Consider the following 20,172-nt stretch of genomic DNA (forward strand, 5'->3'; position numbering starts at 1 on the left):
AGACCCACCGGCCCCGAGGGGACGATGGGTCTCGGCGTGAGTGGATCCGAAGGGATGCGACTCAGAAGCGCGCGCGCAGCGCGTCGCCCAGCGACGCATCCACGTTCGTCCAGTACTGGAAGAAGCGCTCACGGATCGCGTCGATCGTGATGCCCTGGCCCTGGCCGGTCAGCGTCTCGAGGAAGCGAGCGCGCTGCTCGTCGTCGAAGACCGTGCGGTACAGGGTTCCGGCCTGGCCGAAGTCGTCGTCGTCCAGGTGCAGGGTTGCGGCGGCGCGGATCAGCTCGCCGTCCGACTCCCAGCTCGCCTCGACACCGGCTGCGGGATCGGCGGTCGGGCCGCCGGCCGCGCCGTACGAGTTCGGTGTGTAGACACGGTGCTCGGCCGGGTTGAACTTGTACTGCATCTGGCCTTCGTGCATGTAGTTGCGCACCTCGGCCGCGTGCGGCTGGTTGACCGGCAGCTGGTTGTAGTTCGCACCGATGCGGTAGCGCTGAGCATCCGAGTACGCGAACACGCGAGCCATGAGCATCTTGTCGGGCGAGATGCCAGTGCCGGGCACCTGGTTGCCGGGCGAGAAGGCGGCCTGCTCGATCTCGGCGAAGAAGTTCTGCGGGTTGCGGTCGAGCGTGAACGTGCCGACCTTGATGCGCGGGTAGTCCTTCTTCGACCAGGTCTTCGTCAGGTCGAACGGGTTGAAGCGGTAGGTCTTGCCCTCGTCGTAGGGCATGACCTGCACGTAGACGTCCCACGAGGGGGCGTCGCCGCTCGCGATCGCGTCGAACAGGTCGCGACGGTAGTAGTCGGCATCCGATCCTGCGAGCTTCTCGGCCTCTTCGGCGCTCATCGCCTCGACGCCCTGCTTGGAGAGGAAGTGATACTGCACCCAGAAGCGCTCGCCAGCGGCGTTGACCCACTGGTAGGTGTGCGATCCGTAGCCGTTCATGTGGCGCCAGCTGCGGGGCAGGCCGCGGTCTCCCATGAGGTACGTGACCTGGTGGGCGGACTCGGGCGAGAGGGTCCAGAAGTCCCACTGCATGTCGGCGTCGCGCAGACCCGAGTCGCCGAGGCGCTTCTGCGAGTGGATGAAGTCGGGGAACTTCATGGCGTCGCGCAGGAAGAACGTCGGGGTGTTGTTGCCGACGATGTCGAGGTTGCCCTCGGGCGTGTAGAAGCGCAGCGCGAAGCCGCGCACGTCGCGCCAGGTGTCGGGGGAGCCCTGCTCGCCGGCGACCGACGAGAAGCGCAGCAGCGTCTCGCTCTGAGCTCCGGGCTGGAAGGCCGCTGCGCGGGTGTAGGCCGAGACGTCCTCGGTCACGGTGAACGTCCCGAATGCTCCGCCGCCCTTGGCGTGCGGGTTGCGCTCCGGCACACGCTCGCGGTTGAACGATGCGAGCTTCTCGACGAGGTAGCGGTCGTGGAGGACCGTGGGGCCGTCAGCGCCGACGGTGAGCGAGTGGGCGTCGCTGGCGACCGGCGTTCCCGTCTGGGTCGTGGTGGCGGGCGTGGTCGATGGATCGGTCATGTTCTTCTCCTTCTGCGCGCGGGCGCGACGAATACCCCGGAGGACCGGGAGCGGACGACGGATGCTAGTGCGCGGCGTTCTGGCAACTGGGGCACAGGCCCCAGAAGGTGACTTCGGCTGTTCGGACGGTGAATCCCCCCGCCGAAGACGGGGTGAGACACGGCGCTTCGCCGACGACGCAGTCCACATCGCCGACCGCACCGCACTGGGTGCAGACGACGTGGTGGTGGTTGTCGCCGATGCGCCGTTCGTAGAGCGCTGCGGAGCCTGCCGGTTCGATACGGCGGAGCAGGCCCGCCGTCGTCAGGTCCGCGAGGATGTTGTGCACCGACTGGATCGACGTCGTCGGAAGCACCTCGGCCACGGCGCGGTAGACCCGCTCCGCATCCGTGTGGGCCATGGATTCCATCACCTCGAGCACAGCGACACGGCCCGCGGTCGCCCGCAGTCCCGCATCGCGAAGCGCGGAGTCGAGGTCGGTGTCCATGCCTCGACTGTACCCGCTGTTTTTAGTTATTCAAAAGATCGGCGTGTCGGCGTCGACGGTTGCGCGCTCCGTGCAGATGCGTAGCGTGGAGGGATGGGTATGAGACGAGCGGCGACGATCGGGCTGATCCTGGTGGCGGGCGTGGCGCTCGCCGGATGCACGGGGGAGCCCTCGGGCTCGGCTACGGCATCGCCCTCTGCATCCTCCTCATCCATGCCGACGAAGACTCCCGACGGGGCGGAAGCTGACGAGGCACTGCTCCCGATGCCTGTCGAAGAGATCCCCGAGTGGGCGCAGAAGGCGGTGCCCGGGTCGGACTCGCCCGGATACGTCTTCGGCTTCTCCGGATGGATGAGCGAGAACAGCTCGGCCAACGACGTCACCAGCTTCACGTCGCTCGAACCGGGAACGTATCAGGCGCAGTTCGCGTGCAGAGGCGAGGGGACGATCGAGCTCACCGTCAGTGAACTCGACGAGGGATCGCCCTCGGAGCCGATCGCCTGCACGAACGAGACGATCGCGTTCGACGTCACCAACGCCCGGACCGGAGTGAGGTTCGAGCTCGCGCTCGATGGCGCCCCCACGATCAATGCCGTCTCGCTCGTCACTGTGCCGTGAGTTCCCCGCGACCTCGATGGGTGTCAGGACTCCGAGGGCGCGAGAGGCAGCTCGAGTCCGTAGTTCCACGACAGGATCGCCGGCTGCTCACGGTAGAAGCTCAGCACGGAAACCGATCCGGCATTCAGGGTGATCTGCGCCCCGAAGCGCGGAGCCAGCCGCAGATAGACGGCGGTCAGGATGCGCAGGAAGTGGCCGTGCGCGACGAGTGCCACGTCTCCGTCCACCAGGGCGGGTAGGACGCGAGTGAGAACCCGCGACGCGCGGGCGGCCACCTCTTCGACGGTCTCTCCCGGCGTCTCGCCCCGGATCACACCATGCGTGAAGGCGCTCCAGTTGTAGCCGAGCTCCTCGCGGATCTCCTTCGTCGTGCGGCCCTCGTATCCGCCGTAGTCCCATTCGACGAGCAGCGGGTCGACCTCCGCGTGCAGGCCGGCGAGCTCGGCCGTGCGGCGGGCGCGCTCGAGCGGCGAGGTCAGGACGAGCGAGAAGTCGTAGTCCGCGACCAGTTCCCCGGCACCGCGAGCGAGATCCTCGCCCCGGGCGGTGAGCGGGACGTCGGTGAGCCCCGTATGCAGCCCCGCCTTCGACCATTCCGTCTCCCCGTGGCGCAGAAGCACGAGCTTTCCCGAAGGATTGTCGGGCGCTGGACGGTCGGGCAACGGGTCGTTCTCGGGGATCGCAGGCACACCGCAACCGTAGCCCGACGAGCCGCCCGATCTTCGAATCGCGCACTTTGCAGAAATGCACCCCCACCGATTGCAAGGTGCGCGATTCGAAAGTCAGGCCCGGGTGATCGTGAACCCGCCGCCGCGCACCCGCACCTGGCCACCCTGCACGGCTTGACCCCGCTGCGATCCGTCGGCGTCGTACGACCGGCCCGATCCTGCCGCGAGGGGCGCGACCCGCTGATCGCGGCGGCCCCCGTTGGCGTACAGCACGGCGGCGCCCGAGGTCGTCGCATACACGGCCGAAGCGACAGCCGGCTGGATCACCAGGGCATCGAGGCGCACGTCGCCGCGGCTGGTGCAGCGCACGGTCACCGCCTCGGCGGGCAGGTCGCCGCCGAGCAGCTGCGGCACCAGCATCCCGTCGGCCTCGGTGAGACCCCGATCGCCGGCTCCTCCGGCGGGAGTGCGCGTGCTCCAGAGCCGCTTGCGACCGCGGAACACCTCCCACACCGCGTCTCCGGCATCCGCAGCCTGCCTCCAGATGAGCCCGTGCAGGATGCCGCCGGCCTCGGTCACATCGAACTCGACGGACTCTCCGGCGGGCACCGTCACGTAAGCAGCACCCGAGAGGTTGCCCTCTCCGATCCACGCACCGCTCTCGGGGCGCGTGATCGAGCAGCCCGCTGAGAGCCGTGCGTTCTCGGCCTCGAGCACCCGCAGCCCCGAGAAAGAGGACAACCCGGTGATCGAGGTCGCGATCCGGGCGATGTCGCGGTTCGCATCGAGCAGCAGCATCGTGAGGAGCCCGTGGATCGTCGACTCCGCACCGGAGTTGCGATTCACTCGCCCGTCGGTCTCGACGCCGTCGAACGTCACGCCGGTGGCGGGATCGTAGACAGGGATGCCGGCGGTGTTGGCCCCGAAGAACCATCCCGCAGCGAGCCCTGCGAGCACGCGCAGCCCCTCGCCTCCGACAGTTGCCGCCTGCACGGCTCCAGCCACGCGACCGTGCGCGCCGTAGGCGATCTGCGCTTCGGCGGGCAACGGCGCCCACGCGTTGTGCGGCCCGCCCGAGGCGAGCACCTGCGGCGTGAATGTGCCGGCATCAGCGACGGCCGCGGCCTTCCAGTCGCGTCGCCTCAGCAGCGCACCGGCTCTGGCCAGCGCCTCGGGTGCAGCCGCACCCCAGGCGTGCCAGAACCCGAGAGACCCGGTCCACGGCAGCACCGCGCCGAACGGCCAGCCCTTCGCAGGATCGGTGGCCATCGCGCCCACACCCTCGCCATAGGTCTGCAGGGCCTGGCGGCTGCGGGCGTCGCCGGCCTCGGTCGCGGCGGCGAGCCCGAGCATCGCCTCGGCCGTGGCATCCGCTCCGCCGGCGATCAGCCAGGCGGGCAGATCCTTGCCGTCGCTGCGCACCCACTGCCCGGCTCGAGACAGCGATTCGCGACCGAGCGCATCGAGGGCGAGATGCAGCCGCTCGAGCAGGAAGGCCGCGAACGCGGCATCCTCCCGGCGGAACGCGGCGTATCCCTCACCGAACGCCCACACCGTGCGGGCGAGCCAGTACGACTCGGCGGAGTCCGAGGGGTCGGGCAGCTCGACGGGGATCGCGCTGGGGTTCAGCGTGCCGTCCTCCTGCTGCCACAGCACGACTCGACCGGCGTTGTCACCGCTCGTCGTCTGCAGGAACGCGAGCGACCGCAAGACATCACGCGCCTCGTCCCGGCTCTGCGGATCGCCGGTCGCCGTCCAGTCACGCAGGAACACGATGGCCGCGCGGGCGATGTCGTCCGCGTTGTACGCGCCCTGCGTCCAGTACCCGGTCACGGCGTCGCGCGTCCCTCCGCCGACGGGGCGGTAACCGCCGGCGCCGTCGGTGTCGGCATACGTCCACGGCGCGAGCACCCGCGGCGATGCCTCGATGCCGAACGTGGTGTGCGTCGCGCTCGCGACCACCGGCACCTCGGCGAGCAGGAACCGCAGGTGCGCGAGGTTCGTGAGTCGCGCACCACGTGCGGCATCCAGCGGCGCGGAGCCCCAGGGACGAAGACCGGCGGATGCCGAGGCCTGCGCCGTGTGCGCATCGAGGGGCAGCAGCGCGAGCGCCGAGCCGGCGGCCGCCGCGGTCAGGAACGTGCGTCGGGAGATGGACATGGTCTCATTCCTTGTCAGCGCCTGAGCCGGCGGAGTCTCTCAGTGCGCGACCCCAGGGCTGCGCCGGATCGTGGATGGCGACGGCCAGCGTCGTGTCGGACTGTCCGTAGTAGGCGAACCACTTCTCCTGGAACTTCACGAGTCCCTCGACGAACGTCACATTCGACACCAGACCGTGCATGTCCTCGAAGGTCTGCGGCCGCAGCCATGGCTCCTGCAGGCGGGCGATCACCTTCGTCGGCTCGTCGGGGTCGATCGCGATCTGTCCGCAGCGATAGTCGACGTCGACCGAGCCGTCAGCGTGCACCGTGCGGGTCGCCCCGTTCGTGAGGAACACGAGCAGGCCGTTGTCGGCCAGCACGGGCGAGGTGCCGATCTCGACGAGCGCTTCGTCCCACGTGCCAGGGGTCGGCGAGTACATCGGCTCGGTGTCGGCCGTGCCAGGGGTCCAGTGGATGAGATCGTCGCTGGTCGCCCAGTAGATCGCCCCCTCGCCGAAGTACATCCACCACTTCCCGTGCATCCGCTGCGGCACGATGACCCCGGCCTTCGACCAGTTGAAACCGCGCGGGTCCATGGTCTTGAACGTGTCGAAGTCGTCGAACAGCGGGCCGTGCTTGGTCCAGGTGCGCAGGTCGGTCGAGGTCGCGAGGCACAGCTGCGCGCTGCGCCTGTCCCAGCCGGTGTAAGTCAGGTAGTACGTGCCGTCGATCAGCGCGATGCGCGGGTCCTCGCATCCGAAGCGCTCGTAGTCCTCGGAGGGGGAGAGGATCGGCGCATCCTCGCGAGTGAAGTTCACGCCGTCCTTCGAGCGCGCGATGCCGATGTGCGACACGATGTCGTCTGCGTGCGCCCGATACAGCAGCACCACCTCGTCGCCGTCGACGATCGCGGCCGGGTTGTAGAGGTTGGCCGACTCCCAGCTGTCGCCTTTCGGCCGCAGGATGGGGTTGGCCTCGTAGGGGGTGAACGGGCCCAGGGGGAAGGTGGCTCCGGAGAACATGGATGCCTTTCTGGCTAGCCTTTGACGGCCGCGCCGAGGTCGGTGGCTCGGAAGAACCGCTGGAAGACGACGAACAGGATCACGACGGGGAACGCCAGCGCTGTCGCACCCGCGAGGATCGCGCCGTTGGGGTTCGCCGTGGACTGCGCGACGTTGGAGATGTAGTTCGCGAGGGAGACGGCGAGCGGCTGCAGCGACGCATCCTTCGTGATGAGGAACGGCCAGAGGAACTCGTTCCACGGACCGATGAAGGTGACGAGCACGACGGTCACGAGCACCGGCTTGATCAGTGGGATCGCGACCGACGTCAGCAGGCGGATCTCGCCCGCGCCGTCGATGCGTGCGGCCTCGAAGATCTCGACGGGCAGCGCCTTGAAGAACTGCACGAAGATGAACACCGCCGTCGTGTTGATGAGGAACGGCAGGATCATGCCCAGGTACGAATCGCCGAGCCCGTAGCTGCGCGTGATCTGCACGTAGAGCGGGATCATCAGCAGCTGGAACGGCACCATCTGCACGAGCAGCATGAGCACCCAGATGACCCCGCGACCGCGGAAGTCGAGTCGGGCGATCGCATAACCCGCGAGCAGGCCGAACACGACGGTCCCCAGCAGCACGCCGGCGGTGAAGATCAGCGAGTTGAGCAGCGAGCCGACCAGGTCGATGCGCGAGTCGATCGCGACGAAGTTGTCGACGGTCCACCCGGAGGTCGGGAAGAGCTCGTTAGGCGAGTTCGTCGGGTTCTCCTGGAAGGCGCCGACCAACATGAAGTAGAACGGGAAGGCGAAGCCGATGGCCGCGACCGTGAGGAGCACCAGGCTCAGGATGCGGGGGAGTGAACGCTTGCGTCTCATGGTCATCGCTCCCTGGTTGCGCGGTTGGCGGCGAGCGACAGCATCCCGACCAGGATCACGAGGATCATGCCGATCGCAGCCGCGGTGTCGGGGTTCTGCTGCTGGATGCCCAGTTGGTAGATGAGCAGCACGGGTGTCGAGGAGGCGCCGTCGGGGCCGCCGCCGTTCGTGAGCAGGTACGGCTCGGTGAAGAGGTTGGCGCCGGTGATGATCGACAGGATCAGCACGAGCGTGGTCGCATTGCGGACGCCGGGGATCGTGACGTTCCAGAAGCGCGAGAACGCGCCGGCGCCGTCGGTCTCGGCCGACTCGTAGAGCTCTTTGGGCACGTTCTGCAGGGCGGCGAGGTAGAGCAGGATGTAGAACCCCAACTGTTTCCAGGTCACGTACAGCGCGATCATCGGCATCGCGAGTCCGCTGTTCACGAGCCACGACGGATCCGGTGCGAGCGGGCCGAGGATGGTGTTGATCAGTCCGTTGCCCGAGAACAGCAGCATCCAGACGCCGACCAGCGAGACGCTCGCCGTGAGATAAGGCACGTAGAACGCCACCCGATAGGCGGCGACCCAGCGGATGCCGGTGTTCAGCGCCGCGGCGAGCACGAGCGAGAGCACGGCGGTGAGCGGCACGTTGATGACGAGGAAGATCAGCGTGTTGCGGAACGAGCCGAGCACGCGCGGGTCGGTGAGGACGGTGACGAAGTTGTCGAAGCCCACGAACGGGCGCTCGACCTCGACGTTGGGTGCGGTGAAGAAGTAGTCGTGGAAGGCGATGTAGATCGCGAACCCGAGGGGGTACGCGAAGATCGCGATCACGAAGACGAAGTACGGCAGCGCGAAGAGGGCGCCGAGCGGTTGCGCCCCCAACAGCCGGGTGCGCAACCGCCCCCTGGGTGGCCGTCCCGCGGACGGGGCCGGGGCAGCAGTGCCCCCGGCCACGTCCGCGACGGCGTCGTCTCGGAGCGTCATCGCAGACTCATCACTCGGCGACGAGATCGTCGATCTTCGCTGCCGCGTTCTTCAGGAAGTCGGCGATCGGCTCCTTGTCGAAGATCACGGATGCGGAGTACTCGTCACGGAACGCCTGCCAGGCCTCTACGGAGTTGGGGATGCTGGGCACATCCGCCGTCGCCTCGGCCTGCTCGGCGAACGCCACGTAGTTCGGGTTCGCGTCGAAGTAGTCGGCGTACGTGCCGGTGAGGTCGGTGCGCATCGGCATCTGACCGGTCGCCTCGAGCAGCTGCCCGTCGCTCTCGACACTGGTCGAGAACTTCAGGAACTCCCACGCGGTGCCCTGGTTCTCGCACGCCGTGAACATCGAGACGCTCTTCGAGTCGGCGAAGGTCGTCGGGTTCTCGCGGCCGTCGCTCGTGGGCACCGGCATGAAGCCGACGTCGACGGTGTCGGCGTACGACGGGATCGCCCAGGGGCCCGCGAGCTGCATGGCGGTGGTGCCGGCTGACATCGCATCGTCGGTCGACGCCTCGTTCGGGGAGAGCTTCTCGTCGTAGAAGGTCTTCCAGAACTCGGCGACCTCGCTGCCGGCATCCGAGTCGAACGTCGACGTGCCGTCTTCGACGAGCATCGTGCCGTCGGTCTCGGCGAGATAGAGCGGGTAGAAGTCGAACCAGGGCTGGTAGAACTCGCTCGTCGGCGCCGGCCAGATGGCGCTCTGCACGCCCGAGGCGACGATCGCGCGCGAACCTTCGAGGAACGCGTCGTACGTGTTCATCTGCGGGTCTTCGGGGTCGATGCCCGCGGCCTGGAACAGCGCCTTGTTGTACATCACCATCACGGGGTTCGACTTCCACGGCAGCTGGTAGAAGCTGTCGTCCGTGGCGTACGAGTCGACCTCGCCGCCACGATCGGTGATGTAGTCGCTGCCGCCCTCCATGGTGCTGAGGTCGACGAGACCGCCCTGCTTGACCCAGCCCGAGACGGCGGCCGGAGCCACGTTGTAGACGAGGCAGGGCGCGGTGCCCGCGGTGATCGCGGCGGTGATGGCCTCTTCCGACGATGAGCCGGCGGGGATCTCCTGGGCGTTGACCTTCTCATCGGGGTGCTCGGCGTTCCAGGCGTCGACGACGGCGGTGCCCCAGGCGACCTCCTGCTCGTTGTTCGACAGCCAGATGTCGATGGGACCGGTGGAGTCGGCTGAGCCTTCGCCGCTGCCCCCGCCTGCCGAGCATCCGGTGACGACGAGCGCTGCTGCCCCTAAGAGCGCTGCTGCGCGGATCTTCTTCTTCATGGTGTCCTCCTTGACGCGATGGTTCGGGTGATCGTCTAACGGGTGGTGCTCTCCCGGAAGTGCACGATGTTGCAGTCGACGACCTCGGTGCGCGGTTCGGCGCCCAGGATGTCGGCCAGCAGCAGACGGGCCGCAGCGCGTCCTCGCGCGGCGGGCCCTGACGAGACGCTCGTGAGAGCGGGGGAGAGGTGGGCGGAGAGATGGTCGTCGTCGAAGCCCGCGATCGCGAGATCGCGGGGGATGCTCAGCCCGCTCGAACGGGCGAACGACAGGCCGGCGATCGCCATGGTGTCGTTCGAGTACAGGATCGCGGTCGGTCGCTCGGGCAGCGCGAGCAGCTCGGCGGTGCGGGCGCGGCCGCTGGCGGCGGTGAAGTCGCCCTCGCGCAGGAGGTCGTCGTCTCCGACGGCGGAGATGTAGGCATCCGCGCGCACCCGCGAGTGCACGTAGTCGAGGGGGCCTGCGACATGCGCGATGCGCTCGTGGCCGGCGCTGCGCAGGTGCGCGATGATCTCGCGGATCGGCTCCGCGTCGTCGGTGCGGACGCACGAGAAGCGGGTCGGCTGCTCGTAGGCGCCCACCAGCACGGCGGGCAGCTCGAGTTCTTCGAGCAGCGGCACGCGCCAGTCGTCGGTGCGCAGGTCGAGCAGCAGGGCGCCGTCGGCTCGTCCGTGGCTGAGAGCGCGGTAGGCGCGCTCCTCGGCGGCGCGGTCAGGGACCACATGCAGGATCAGTCCGGTCTCGGTCTCGGCGAGCACCGACTCGACGCCCGCGATGAACGCGGGGAAGAACGAATCGTTCGCGATGACCTCGGGGTCGCGGGCCAGCACGACGGCCACGGCGTTCGCCTTCTGGGTTGCCAGGGCCCGGGCGCTCTGGCTCGGCACCCAGTTCAGCTTCTCGGCCGCGGCCAGCACCTTGGCCCTGGTGTCGTCGGAGATGGGCCGCTTGCCGCTCATCGCGTGCGAGACGGTGGCCTTGGTGACGCCGGCTTCACGGGCGACGTCGGCGATCGTCGTGCGGCTCATGCCACCTCCTCGTGGAACATCGGGCTGATCGTCGGCATCCGGTCTGGCAGTGTTTAACCGGTTTGACGATTGCGGGTGAAGCGAGTGTAAACCGGTTTGATGACCGTGGTCAAGACCCCTTGCAAGGGCGGAGCCCGGATCAGACGACGCGGCTCAGACGAACGTGACGGTCTGCTGCAGGCGTGTGCGCACGTCGAACAGCTCGTTGCCGCCGATCGCCCTGGCACCCGGAACTCCCTGACGCAGCACCATCGACAGCGCGCTGCGTCGCACGACGACGACCGGCACTCCGCGGCTGCTGCCGAGGGGTGTGACGGCCTGCGCCAGATCGTCGTCGGGGAGAACGACGATCACTCCGCCGAACTTCACCCGAGCGGCCTTGGCGACCGTACGCATGCGGGCGAGGGCCGCGGTGACGGGCGCGCGGGTGCCGAGGCTCGGCCCGGTGATCTCACCGCGCCGGAATCCGACGACTCCGCCGAAGTCCTCCGACATCACGCCGTAGAGGCCCGAGGGGCTGAGCACCACGTGGTCGAGCTTGTCGTCGGCATCGGCGCTCGTGGCGACGTCGTGCCAGACGGTGAATCCCATGCCGAGGGCGCTCACCGTGCGGGCGGTCGCCTCTTCGGCCAGCGCATCGGCGAGCAGTCGTCGCAGGTCTCGCGGTGCCGAGCGCACGAGCGCGGGGTCGTACGGATCGGGGACCTCGACGCCGCGGCCCGCCCACTCGCGGATCAGCGACAGGTAGCGCTCACGTCGCCAGCCGCCGGGGTGGCCGTACGAGCGCGCCCGCGGGCGTGTGTCGGTGCGCGTCGGGGACTGCGGACGCCATCCGCTCCACTCCGGTTCCGAGGGTATGCCGGGATGCGCGCCCGAGCGGCGGTCGTAGGCGGCGCGACTCTCGATGGTGCCGACGAGTTCCCACGCGCGCTGCACCTGGATGAACACGGCGGCGTCGCCTCCGGTGTCCGGGTGGGTCTCCCGCAGACGCAGTCGATACGCGCGGCGGAGCTCGACGTCGTCGACCGACGGGTCCACGCCGAGGATCTCGTAGGCAGAGGCCGAGAGCGGGCTGTCGAACATCGCTCTCCTTCCGAGATCGCGGCATCCAGAATATCCGGCTGTCGTTGTGGATCAGCCGTGGCGGTCGGGATCAGCCGTGAGTCCAGTCGTGGGAGGCGGGACGCGGCAACCCCTGGACACCTCGGCTGCGGCTGGTCTGAAGCGCGTCGTCTGCGAGCAGCGATCAGCTCCGTGGGCTGGGTCGGAACACGTCGATCACGGGGTGCGCGACGGCGAACGGGACGGCCGTGGCCGTGACGGGATCGAAGAGACGCGCGGGCGTGCGACCGGAGGCGAGCTCTTGTCGGGCGGCGGGGTCTGTGGCGTACAGTCGCAGGGCCAGCCAGAGGAGAGTCCCGTCGATCCCGAGCGACAACGGCTCGACGTCGAGTGACTTCTTACGTCGGAAGAATGGGTGTCGCCAGACCGACTCGAATGACGTCGCGGTCGGAGCGACGTGCACGCGAAGCACCATCATCCCCGCAGCACCCTCGGTGAACTCGATCGTCTCGATGTCGTGCCACTGCACCGCGGCGTCGGAGAGGAACGAGGCAGAGCCGAGACCGTTCGGATGCAGGATGAGTCTGCGAGGGTGCGCTGCAGCGATCCCCGTACTCACCGTCGCGATGACGCAAAGAGCGGCGCACGAACCCCAGGCGATCGCCCATCCGCCGCTCGTGGTCACCGTGGCGATCACACAGAACGCCGCAGCGGTGCCCACGGCAGCGAGCAGCGCAAGGGTGTGGCCTCGGCGACCGGGGATGAGGATGCCGTGCGGGAGAGCGTCTCGCGCGGCGCTGATCTGGGCCGGTCCTGTGCGCCGCACTCTCGTCGTCACGAGCTGGAACACGACGAACGCCCAGCACACGATCGGGATCGAGACGAGGATCGGCACCATCGACGCCAGGCTGGATGCGAGGGGACGTTCGAGAGCAGCGCCCCACAGCAACGCGGAGAGCGCCACAGCGAGAGCCGCACTCAGCCACAGGGCCACGACGGCACCGTGCCTCCCGAGGAGCGCCTCCAGGCGCGTCGTCGGCATCGGGCGCGGAGCTCTCATCGCGTCATCCGAAGATCGAGTTCCACGTGTCTCCGATCCCTTCACCGATCGCGCCGATGCCGTCGCCGATCGCGCCCACGGTGTTCGAGCATCGGCACCCCGCAGTACCGGACGGCTCGCCGTCATCCGACGATCTCGCCTGGTCGCCGAGCAAGCCGGTGACCATCGCGGTGCAGTTGTGCCTGGCATCCCACCACTGCTTGCGGACACGCGCGATGACCGCATCCGCGTCGTCGACCGAGACGACCGGTTCGACGGTCGCGATGAACCGCGACTTCTTGATGATGAGCTCGTGCTTCACAGGCGCGGCGATCGTGGCCGGGTAGGTGCGGGCGGAGGTCATCTGCCCCAGACTACCCAGCCACCATGCGCACTCAACGGTCGACGAACGACATCTGCTGCGGGTTGTAGCGGTCGCCCTGCACACCGACACGGGCGGCGAGCTGGTCGAGATCGGCCATCTCGTCGGCTGAGAGCGCGACGGCCGTCGCTCCCGCATTCTCGGCGATCCGCGATGTGCGCCTCGTTCCGGGGATGGGGACGATGAACGGTTGCCGGGCGAGCAGCCAGGCCAGCGCGATCTGGCCGGACGACGACTGCTTGGCCTCCGCGAGAGCCGTGACGTGACTCACGAGGGCCTGGTTCGCGGCCCGATTCTCCTCGCTGAAGCGCGGGATCGTGCCGCGGATGTCCCCGGCTGAGAACGAGGTCGTCTGATCGACGGTGCCGGTGAGGAATCCCTTGCCGAGGGGGCTGAACGGCACGAAGCCTATGCCGAGCTCGGCGAGAGTGGGGAGCACCTCGTCCTCGGGGTCGCGGGTCCACAGCGAATACTCGCTCTGCACTGCCGTGACCGGCTGCACCGCGTGCGCGCGGCGGATCGTCGAGGCGGATGCTTCGGAGAGACCGAAGTGACGCACCTTGCCCTCGGCGATCAGCTCGGCGACCGTGCCCGCGACGTCGTCGATCGGCACGTCGGGGTCGACGCGATGCTGGTAGAAGAGGTCGATCACATCGGTGCGCAGACGGCTCAGTGACTGCTCGGCGACGCGGCGGATCTGCTCGGGCCGACTGTCGAGACCGACGCTCTTGCCGTCTTCGATGCGCCAGCCGAACTTCGTCGCGATGACGACCTGGTCGCGGATCGGCTCCAGCGCCTCACCGACGAGCTCTTCGTTGACGTAGGGGCCGTAAACCTCGGCGGTGTCGAAGAATGTCACGCCGAGATCGAGCGCCGAACGCAGCACGGCGATCATCTCGTCGCGACTGCCGGGGTTCGGGCCGTAGCTCTGCGACATCCCCATGCAGCCGAGTCCGACAGCCGAGACCTCGAGTCCCTGGCCGAGTGTGCGAGTGTGCATGTCGAGTCCTTTCGTCGAGACCGACGCTACGCGCGCTGACGGCGCTGAGGGAGGGCCTGTCGGAACCTCCCTCAGACACCGCGGGTTCACGATTCAGCACGAGATGCCCCGGACACGACAGAGCCGGCCGATTCGTCAGGAATCGGCCGGCTCATGCTGAATTGTGAACGCGGAGACGCCCGCGACTACTCCGCGGAGTCGTCGCGCAGGTACGCGATGTGCGCTGCGTGGCGTGTCAGGTGGTTCTGCGACCTGCGCACGAACAGCCAGGCCACGAGCAGCAGCACGAACCAGATCGGCGTCACCAGCAGTGCGGTCAGCGTGTCGGGCTGGGTCGTGAGCGCCCAGAGGATGAACACGAAGAACGCGAGCACCACGTAGACCATGAAGACGCCGCCCGGCATCCGGAACTTTGACGCTGCGACCTTCTCGGGGCGCCTGCGCCGGTAGACGAGGTAGCTGCAGAGGAAGATCGTCCAGACGAACATGAAGCACACGGCGGACACCGTCGTGACCATGTCGAACGCCGTGCCGATGTCCTTGCCCGCGTAGAGCAGCACGACGCCCGAGAGCAGCAGGATGCACGAGAGGAACAGCGCGTTCTGCGGCACGCGGCGCTTCGAGAGGCGGCCGAAGAGGCGCGGGGCGTCGCCGTCCTTCGCGAGTCCGAACACCATGCGCGAGGTCGAGTAGATGCCCGAGTTGGCGCTCGACATCGCCGAGGTGAGCACGACGAGGTTCACGACGGTCGCCGCGATGCCGAGACCCGCGAGCGCGAACATCGCGATGAAGGGGCTCTCGCCCGCGACGTACTCGGTCCACGGGGTGACGGCCATCAGGATGATGAGCGCGCCCACGTAGAAGAGCAGGATGCGGATCGGGATCGCGTTGATCGCCTTGGGCAGGTTCTTCTCCGGATCCTTCGTCTCGGCCGCGGCGGTGCCGACGAGCTCGACACCGACGAACGCGAACACCGCGATCTGGAATCCGGCGACGAAGCCCATGAAGCCGTGGGGGAACATGCCGCCGTGATCCCACAGGTTGCTGAAGCTGGCGGTGCCGGCGTCGTGCTGGAAGCCGGTGAAGATCATCACGAGACCGGTGATGATGAGCGCGACGATCGCGACGATCTTGATCAGCGCGAACCAGAACTCCATCTCGCCGAACGCGGCGACGGTGGGCAGGTTCAGCGCGAGCAGGATGACGATGACGAGCACGCCGGGGATCCACAACGGGATGCCGGGGAGCAGCGCGTCCGTGTATCCGGCGATCGCGATCACGTCGGCGACGCCGGTGACGACCCAGCAGAACCAGTACGTCCACCCGGTGAAGAACCCGGCCCACGGGCCGAGCAGGTCGCCCGCGAAGTCGCTGAAGGACTTGTACTTGAGGTTGGACAGCAGCAGCTCGCCCATCGCCCGCATGACGAAGAAGAGCATGAAGCCGATGATCATGTAGACGAAGATCACCGAGGGGCCGGCGACCGAGATCGTCTTGCCGCTGCCCATGAAGAGGCCGGTGCCGATCGCTCCGCCGATCGCGAGCAGCTGGATGTGCCGATTGCTGAGAGCACGTTTCAGGTGCTGCTCTTCTCCGTCGGCGGCTCCGTCCACCCCGACGGTTCCTTCCGTGTCCTGTGCCGTCATCGCTCGAACCTCCGGTGTTCCGTGCCGCGACCCGCTGCGGCATCCTTCCGACCGTACTTGTCGATCGGGGATGGCAGTTAACCGAATCGATTCGATATCCTGGTTCGACCCCCGATCATCCCCCAGTTCTGCGAGCCGCTTCCTTCATGGCCACCTCTCTCACTACGGGCCGCCCGTGGCGTGTCATCCTCTCGTTCTCGATCCCCCTGCTGCTCGGCAACGTCGTGCAGCAGATGTACCAGTTCGCCGACGCCGTCGTCGTCGGCCGTCATCTCGGCGTCGAGTCGCTCGCAGCCGTCGGCGCCACGGGCAGCCTGCTCTTCCTGCTGATCGGCTTCGCCTGGGGCCTGACCAGCGGCTTCGCGATCCCGATAGCCCAGGCGTTCGGCGCGGGCGACGGCGCGGCCGTGCGACGGTCGGTCGCGACCGGCGTGATCCTGACCGGCATCACGAGTGTCGTGCTGACGATCGTCGCGCCGCTGATCGCCGCGCCCGTGCTCGCGCTGCTGCAGACCCCTGCCGAGCTCATGCCCGAGGCGACGATCTTCACGCAGATCAGCTTCATCGGCGCGAGCGCGACGATGTTCTTCAACTACCTCTCGGCGATCATCCGGGCGATCGGCGACTCGCGCACGCCCCTGATCTTCCTCACGGTGTCGTGCGCGCTCAACGTCGGCCTCGTCGTCCTCATGGTCGGCCCGCTCGAGTGGGGCGTCGGCGGAGCGGCCCTCGCGACGGTGGTCGCCCAGGCCGTCTCGGTCGCGCTGTGCCTCGAGTTCGTGCGCCGCCGCCTGCCGATGCTGCATCTGCGCCGTGCCGACTGGCGGGTCACCCGCAACGATTTCACGGAGCACCTGCGCCTCGGCCTGCCGATGGGTTTCCAGGCGTCGATCATCGCGATCGGAACCCTCGTGGTGCAGGTCGCACTCAACACCCTCGGCTCCGACGCGGTCGCCGCCTACACGACGGCGTCGAGGGTCGACGGTCTGGCCGTCGCGTTCCTCTCGTCGCTCGGTCTCGCGTCGTCGATGTATGCGGCCCAGAACCTCGGCGGGCGTCGGCCCGACCGCATCCGCCGCGGAGTGATCGAGGGCACCTGGATGGCGATCGCCGCCGGTCTCGCACTCGGAGCGCTGATCATCGCGTTCGGGACGCCCATGGTGCGGCTGTTCGTCGGCGAAGGATCCGACGAGGTCGTCAGGCTCGCGCACCTCATGCTGATCATCAACGGATGCGGATACTGGGCGCTCGGCGTGCTGTTCGTGCTGCGCGGCGCGCTGCAGGGGCTCGGCCACACACTCATCCCCACGGTCACCGGGGTGGTCGAGCTCGTGATGCGCGTGGGGGCGGCTCTCGTGCTCGGCGCCATGATCGGCTTCGAGGGAGTGGCGCTCAGCAACCCGCTGGCCTGGCTCGGCGCGATCGCCCTGCTGGTTCCGGCGTACGTGCGCGCCCACCGCGACCTCGGCCGGATGCCGGTGGATCCCGTCGAGTCGACCGAGACGTCGGCGATGGCGATCATCGGACCGACCGACGGCTCGATGGTCGTCGACGCGGTGGTCACCCAGCCGGTGCGCGTGATCAAGACGTCGCGTTTCGCGCGGTTGAAGCGCCGCTGAACGACGCGTCACAGTTACGGAACATCATCCTTGAGATGGATGCCCGGTATGCCGACACTTCGTAGTGTTGGTAGTGCGGAGATTCCGTTTGACCGGGGGGTCGTGATGACGTCATCAAGAGTGGCAAACGAACTGGCATCGATACTGGTGCCGATCGGAGTGGTGGGAGCCGTGATCGCGGCTCTGTGCGCGATCGTCGCAGGAGTCGCGATCATGCGCGGCGCCGCGGGGCTCGCCGGCGGAGCGGTGGGTCTGTGGATCCCGAGTGCGATGCTCAGCTCCACGGCATCTTTCGCGAGTCAGTGGACGCCGCTGCTCGTGTCTGGCGTCGTGCTCGCCGCGATGCTCGTGATCGGCGCCGTGGTGCGCGCGATCGTGAGCGCCGGGGAGCCCGCGCGACAGACCGCGCGCACCGCACGGGCCGAGGCCCTCGCGAAGGCGCCGGAGCCGCAGCCCGCACCGCGCGCGTCGACGGCACCGAGCACCGGCTCGCAGCCCGCACTCGCCCGCTGAGCTCGCGAGCTCAGCGGTAGTCGCGGTCGCGGTGCTGCCCGGCCTCGTCACCCGAGGTCACGCGCTCGGCCTCTCTCGCGCGCAACTCGACGCGTCGGATCTTGCCCGAGATCGTCTTGGGCAGCTCTGGAACGAACTCGATGATGCGCACCCACAGGTGCGAGGAGAGCCGGTCGTGGGCGTACGCGAAGATCGATCGCGCGGCGTCCGCCTCGGCATCCACCGCATCTGCCCGCAGGCACACGTAGGCCTTCGGCACTGCCAGTCGTGTCGGATCGGGGCTGGGGATCACCGCGGCCTCGATCACGAGCTCGTGCTCGAGCAGCACGGACTCGAGCTCGAACGGCGAGATCTTGTAGTCGGAGGCCTTGAAGACGTCGTCGGCCCGCCCGATGTAGGTGAGGTAGCCGTCGGCATCCCGCTGGGCGATGTCGCCGGTGTGGTGATAGCCGCCGACGCGAGACTCGGCCGTCTTCTCGGGGTCGTCGTAGTACCCGGCCATGAGACCTGCGGGCGGGTGCGCGAGGTCGAGTGCGATCTCGCCCTCGGCCTCGGCGAGCCCGCCGGTGGCGGGGTCGAGCAGCACGACCGGGTAGCCGGGCAGCGGGCGGCCCATGGATCCGACCTTCACGACCTGACCGGGCGAGTTGCCCACGCAGGCCGTCATCTCGGTCTGCCCGAATCCGTCGCGGATCGTTCCGCCCCATGCCTCGCGCACGCGGTCGATGACCTCGGGATTCAGCGGTTCGCCGGCGCCGACGAGCTCGCGCGGCGGGTGGGTCAGTCGCGCGAGGTCGGCCTGGATCAGCATGCGCCACACGGTGGGCGGCGCGCAGAACGTCGAGACGTTGTGCGTGTCCATCACCTGCATGAGGGTGTTCGCGTCGAAGCGGTCGTAGTTGTAGACGAACACGGCCGCCTCGGCGAGGAAAGGTGAGTAGAAGCTCGACCAGGCGTGCTTCGCCCATCCCGGCGATGAGATGTTGAGGTGCACGTCGTCTGGGCGCACGCCCAGCCACCACATGGTCGACAGGTGTCCGATCGGATACGAGACGTGGGTGTGCTGCACGAGCTTCGGGCGGCTGGTGGTGCCGCTCGTGAAATAGAGCAGGGCCGTGTCGTCGGCGGGTGTCGCGGCGTCCGGCGCGAACGTCGTCGGCGCGGTGGCCGAGTCGGCGAAGCGCGTCCACTCGGCGGGGATGCCTTCGCCCACCCCGATGCGCAGCACCTCGGCGTCGATGTCGGCGATGCGCTCTGCCAGGCCGCCCAGGGTCACGATCGCGCGGGCGCGGCCGTGCTCGACGCGGTAGGCGAGGTCGGATGCCGAGAGCAGGGTCGAGGTCGGGATCGACACCGCGCCGATCTTGGTGATCGCGAGCATCACCTCCCACAGTTCGATCGTGTTGCCGAGCATCACGATGACGTGGTCGCCCCGACGGATGCCGAGACCGGTCAGCCACGCGGCGACCTGGTCTGAACGTGCGGAGAGGTCGCCGTACGTCCACGACTCGAGGCTGAGATCGGCCGAGACGATCTGCACGGCCGGACGATCCGGAGTCTCACCCGCGACGACGTCGAACCACTCGAGAGCGAAGTTGAACTCGGTGGGCGCCGGCCAGGAGAATCCGTCCCGCGCCGCGGCGTAGTCGGTGGCGTTCGCGAAGAGGAAGTCGCGCATCTCGCGGATCGCGGTCGTGGCTGCGGTGGCGCTGCGGCTCATTCGGGGCTCCCTTGCTCGACGGACGTCTTCCATCCTCGCACCGAGCGCGGCCGCCGTGCCGACCTACGGCAGGCGGATGGTCCCCGTGGCCAGGCGCTCGGTCGGCATCCGATCGCGGTTGTAGGTGATCTCGCTGTACCCGTGAGGGGTGGGCACTCCGTCGTCATCCAGGCTCACGAACACGATCTTGTCGATCGTCAGGATGCGCTTGCGGGTGATCATGTTGCGGGCGACGGCCCGCATGGTCAGAGACGTGGTGCCGAAATGCGTGGCCTGCAGGCCGATCTCGATCAGGTCGCCCTGCACTGCGGACGCCTCGAAGTTGATCTCCGAGATGTGTTTCGTCACCGCACGGTAGTTGCCCAGCTGCACGATCGCGTAGATCGCCGCCTCCTCGTCGATCCACTTCAGCAGGCTGCCTCCGAACAGCGAGCCGTTCGCGTTGAGGTCTTCGGGGCGCACCCACTTGCGGGTGCGGAAGTTGATGCCGTCCTCGGACCACTGCCACTCGGGTGTCTTCTGCTTCGCCATGCTCCGAGGGTAGGAGCCTCGTGAGTCGGGGGTGTTACGCGAGCATGCCGACTCGATCTGCCGTGGGCTG

18 protein-coding genes and 2 pseudogenes are annotated in these 20,172 nt (G+C 68.2%); 4 read left to right on the forward strand and 16 right to left on the reverse strand.

Annotated elements, in window-relative coordinates; all coding sequences use genetic code 11:
- Positions 1 to 61 precede the first annotated feature (61 nt).
- Complete coding sequence (locus tag ASF80_RS12250) at positions 62 to 1,525, reverse strand: catalase (RefSeq protein WP_056311118.1); 1,464 nt, start codon at positions 1,523 to 1,525, stop codon at positions 62 to 64.
- A gap of 61 nt (positions 1,526 to 1,586) precedes the next feature.
- On the opposite strand from ASF80_RS12250, the pseudogene gvpH reads away from it, so the two are divergent.
- Positions 1,587 to 1,799: pseudogene (gene gvpH, locus ASF80_RS19590) on the forward strand (gas vesicle protein GvpH); the annotation flags it as partial.
- On the opposite strand, the pseudogene ASF80_RS12255 reads toward gvpH, so the two are convergent.
- Positions 1,719 to 2,012 (reverse strand): annotated as a pseudogene (locus ASF80_RS12255) (Fur family transcriptional regulator); the annotation flags it as partial. The pseudogenes gvpH and ASF80_RS12255 sit on opposite strands and share 81 nt — an antisense overlap.
- 93 nt (positions 2,013 to 2,105) lie before the next feature.
- On the opposite strand from ASF80_RS12255, the gene ASF80_RS12260 reads away from it, so the two are divergent.
- Positions 2,106 to 2,630 (forward strand): hypothetical protein, encoded by a 525-nt coding sequence (locus tag ASF80_RS12260; RefSeq protein WP_157521050.1) that lies wholly within the window; start codon positions 2,106 to 2,108, stop codon positions 2,628 to 2,630.
- Between the two features lie 23 nt (positions 2,631 to 2,653).
- Here the strand turns inward: ASF80_RS12260 and ASF80_RS12265 are convergent, their stop codons facing one another.
- The 12 genes from ASF80_RS12265 to cycA all read right to left on the reverse strand — a co-directional run bounded on the left by ASF80_RS12265 (position 2,654) and on the right by cycA (position 15,719).
- Positions 2,654 to 3,310 carry a histidine phosphatase family protein gene (locus ASF80_RS12265; protein WP_235559994.1) on the reverse strand — a complete coding sequence of 219 codons (657 nt, stop codon included), beginning with the start codon at positions 3,308 to 3,310 and terminating at the stop codon, positions 2,654 to 2,656.
- A gap of 102 nt (positions 3,311 to 3,412) precedes the next feature.
- On the reverse strand, positions 3,413 to 5,458 hold the full coding sequence (locus ASF80_RS12270) for a hypothetical protein (protein ID WP_056311124.1): 2,046 nt from the start codon (positions 5,456 to 5,458) through the stop codon (positions 3,413 to 3,415).
- A 4-nt stretch (positions 5,459 to 5,462) separates the two neighbouring features.
- A complete protein-coding gene (locus ASF80_RS12275; RefSeq protein WP_056311126.1) occupies positions 5,463 to 6,461 on the reverse strand; it encodes a glycoside hydrolase family 130 protein in 999 nt (332 codons plus the stop codon).
- A 14-nt stretch (positions 6,462 to 6,475) separates the two neighbouring features.
- Positions 6,476 to 7,315, reverse strand: a complete 840-nt coding sequence (locus ASF80_RS12280; protein ID WP_056311128.1) for a carbohydrate ABC transporter permease — start codon at positions 7,313 to 7,315, stop codon at positions 6,476 to 6,478.
- Between the two features lie 2 nt (positions 7,316 to 7,317).
- A complete protein-coding gene (locus tag ASF80_RS12285; RefSeq protein ID WP_082488303.1) occupies positions 7,318 to 8,283 on the reverse strand; it encodes a carbohydrate ABC transporter permease in 966 nt (321 codons plus the stop codon).
- Between the two features lie 10 nt (positions 8,284 to 8,293).
- Positions 8,294 to 9,562, reverse strand: coding sequence for an extracellular solute-binding protein (locus tag ASF80_RS12290; RefSeq protein ID WP_056311130.1), 1,269 nt, complete (start codon positions 9,560 to 9,562; stop codon positions 8,294 to 8,296).
- Positions 9,563 to 9,597: 35 nt separating this feature from the next.
- On the reverse strand, positions 9,598 to 10,590 hold the full coding sequence (locus ASF80_RS12295) for a LacI family DNA-binding transcriptional regulator (protein WP_056311131.1): 993 nt from the start codon (positions 10,588 to 10,590) through the stop codon (positions 9,598 to 9,600).
- Positions 10,591 to 10,743: 153 nt separating this feature from the next.
- A complete protein-coding gene (locus tag ASF80_RS12300) occupies positions 10,744 to 11,673 on the reverse strand; it encodes a DnaJ domain-containing protein (protein WP_056311134.1) in 930 nt (309 codons plus the stop codon).
- A 163-nt stretch (positions 11,674 to 11,836) separates the two neighbouring features.
- Complete coding sequence (locus ASF80_RS12305; protein ID WP_157521051.1) at positions 11,837 to 12,712, reverse strand: hypothetical protein; 876 nt, start codon at positions 12,710 to 12,712, stop codon at positions 11,837 to 11,839.
- 4 nt (positions 12,713 to 12,716) lie between these two features.
- A complete protein-coding gene (locus ASF80_RS12310; protein WP_082488304.1) occupies positions 12,717 to 13,055 on the reverse strand; it encodes a YigZ family protein in 339 nt (112 codons plus the stop codon).
- Positions 13,056 to 13,086: 31 nt separating this feature from the next.
- A complete protein-coding gene (locus ASF80_RS12315; RefSeq protein WP_056311138.1) occupies positions 13,087 to 14,073 on the reverse strand; it encodes an aldo/keto reductase in 987 nt (328 codons plus the stop codon).
- Between the two features lie 185 nt (positions 14,074 to 14,258).
- Entirely contained in the window at positions 14,259 to 15,719 is a 1,461-nt protein-coding gene (cycA, locus tag ASF80_RS12320; protein ID WP_056311140.1) for a D-serine/D-alanine/glycine transporter, read from the reverse strand.
- A 146-nt stretch (positions 15,720 to 15,865) separates the two neighbouring features.
- Between cycA and ASF80_RS12325 the strand changes: the two genes are divergently transcribed.
- Together ASF80_RS12325 and ASF80_RS12330 are read left to right on the forward strand one after the other, a co-directional pair.
- Complete coding sequence (locus ASF80_RS12325; RefSeq protein ID WP_056311142.1) at positions 15,866 to 17,338, forward strand: MATE family efflux transporter; 1,473 nt, start codon at positions 15,866 to 15,868, stop codon at positions 17,336 to 17,338.
- Between the two features lie 120 nt (positions 17,339 to 17,458).
- Positions 17,459 to 17,851 (forward strand): hypothetical protein, encoded by a 393-nt coding sequence (locus ASF80_RS12330; RefSeq protein WP_145985693.1) that lies wholly within the window; start codon positions 17,459 to 17,461, stop codon positions 17,849 to 17,851.
- A gap of 10 nt (positions 17,852 to 17,861) precedes the next feature.
- Here ASF80_RS12330 and ASF80_RS12335 read toward each other — a convergent pair whose 3' ends face one another.
- Entirely contained in the window at positions 17,862 to 19,571 is a 1,710-nt protein-coding gene (locus tag ASF80_RS12335) for an AMP-binding protein (RefSeq protein ID WP_056311145.1), read from the reverse strand.
- 63 nt (positions 19,572 to 19,634) lie between these two features.
- Positions 19,635 to 20,102: an acyl-CoA thioesterase gene (locus ASF80_RS12340; RefSeq protein ID WP_082488305.1), complete on the reverse strand. Its 468-nt coding sequence runs from the start codon at positions 20,100 to 20,102 to the stop codon at positions 19,635 to 19,637.
- Positions 20,103 to 20,172: the final 70 nt, after the last annotated feature.

The sequence above is a fragment of the Microbacterium sp. Leaf159 genome (assembly GCF_001423615.1).
Lineage (GTDB): Bacteria > Actinomycetota > Actinomycetes > Actinomycetales > Microbacteriaceae > Microbacterium.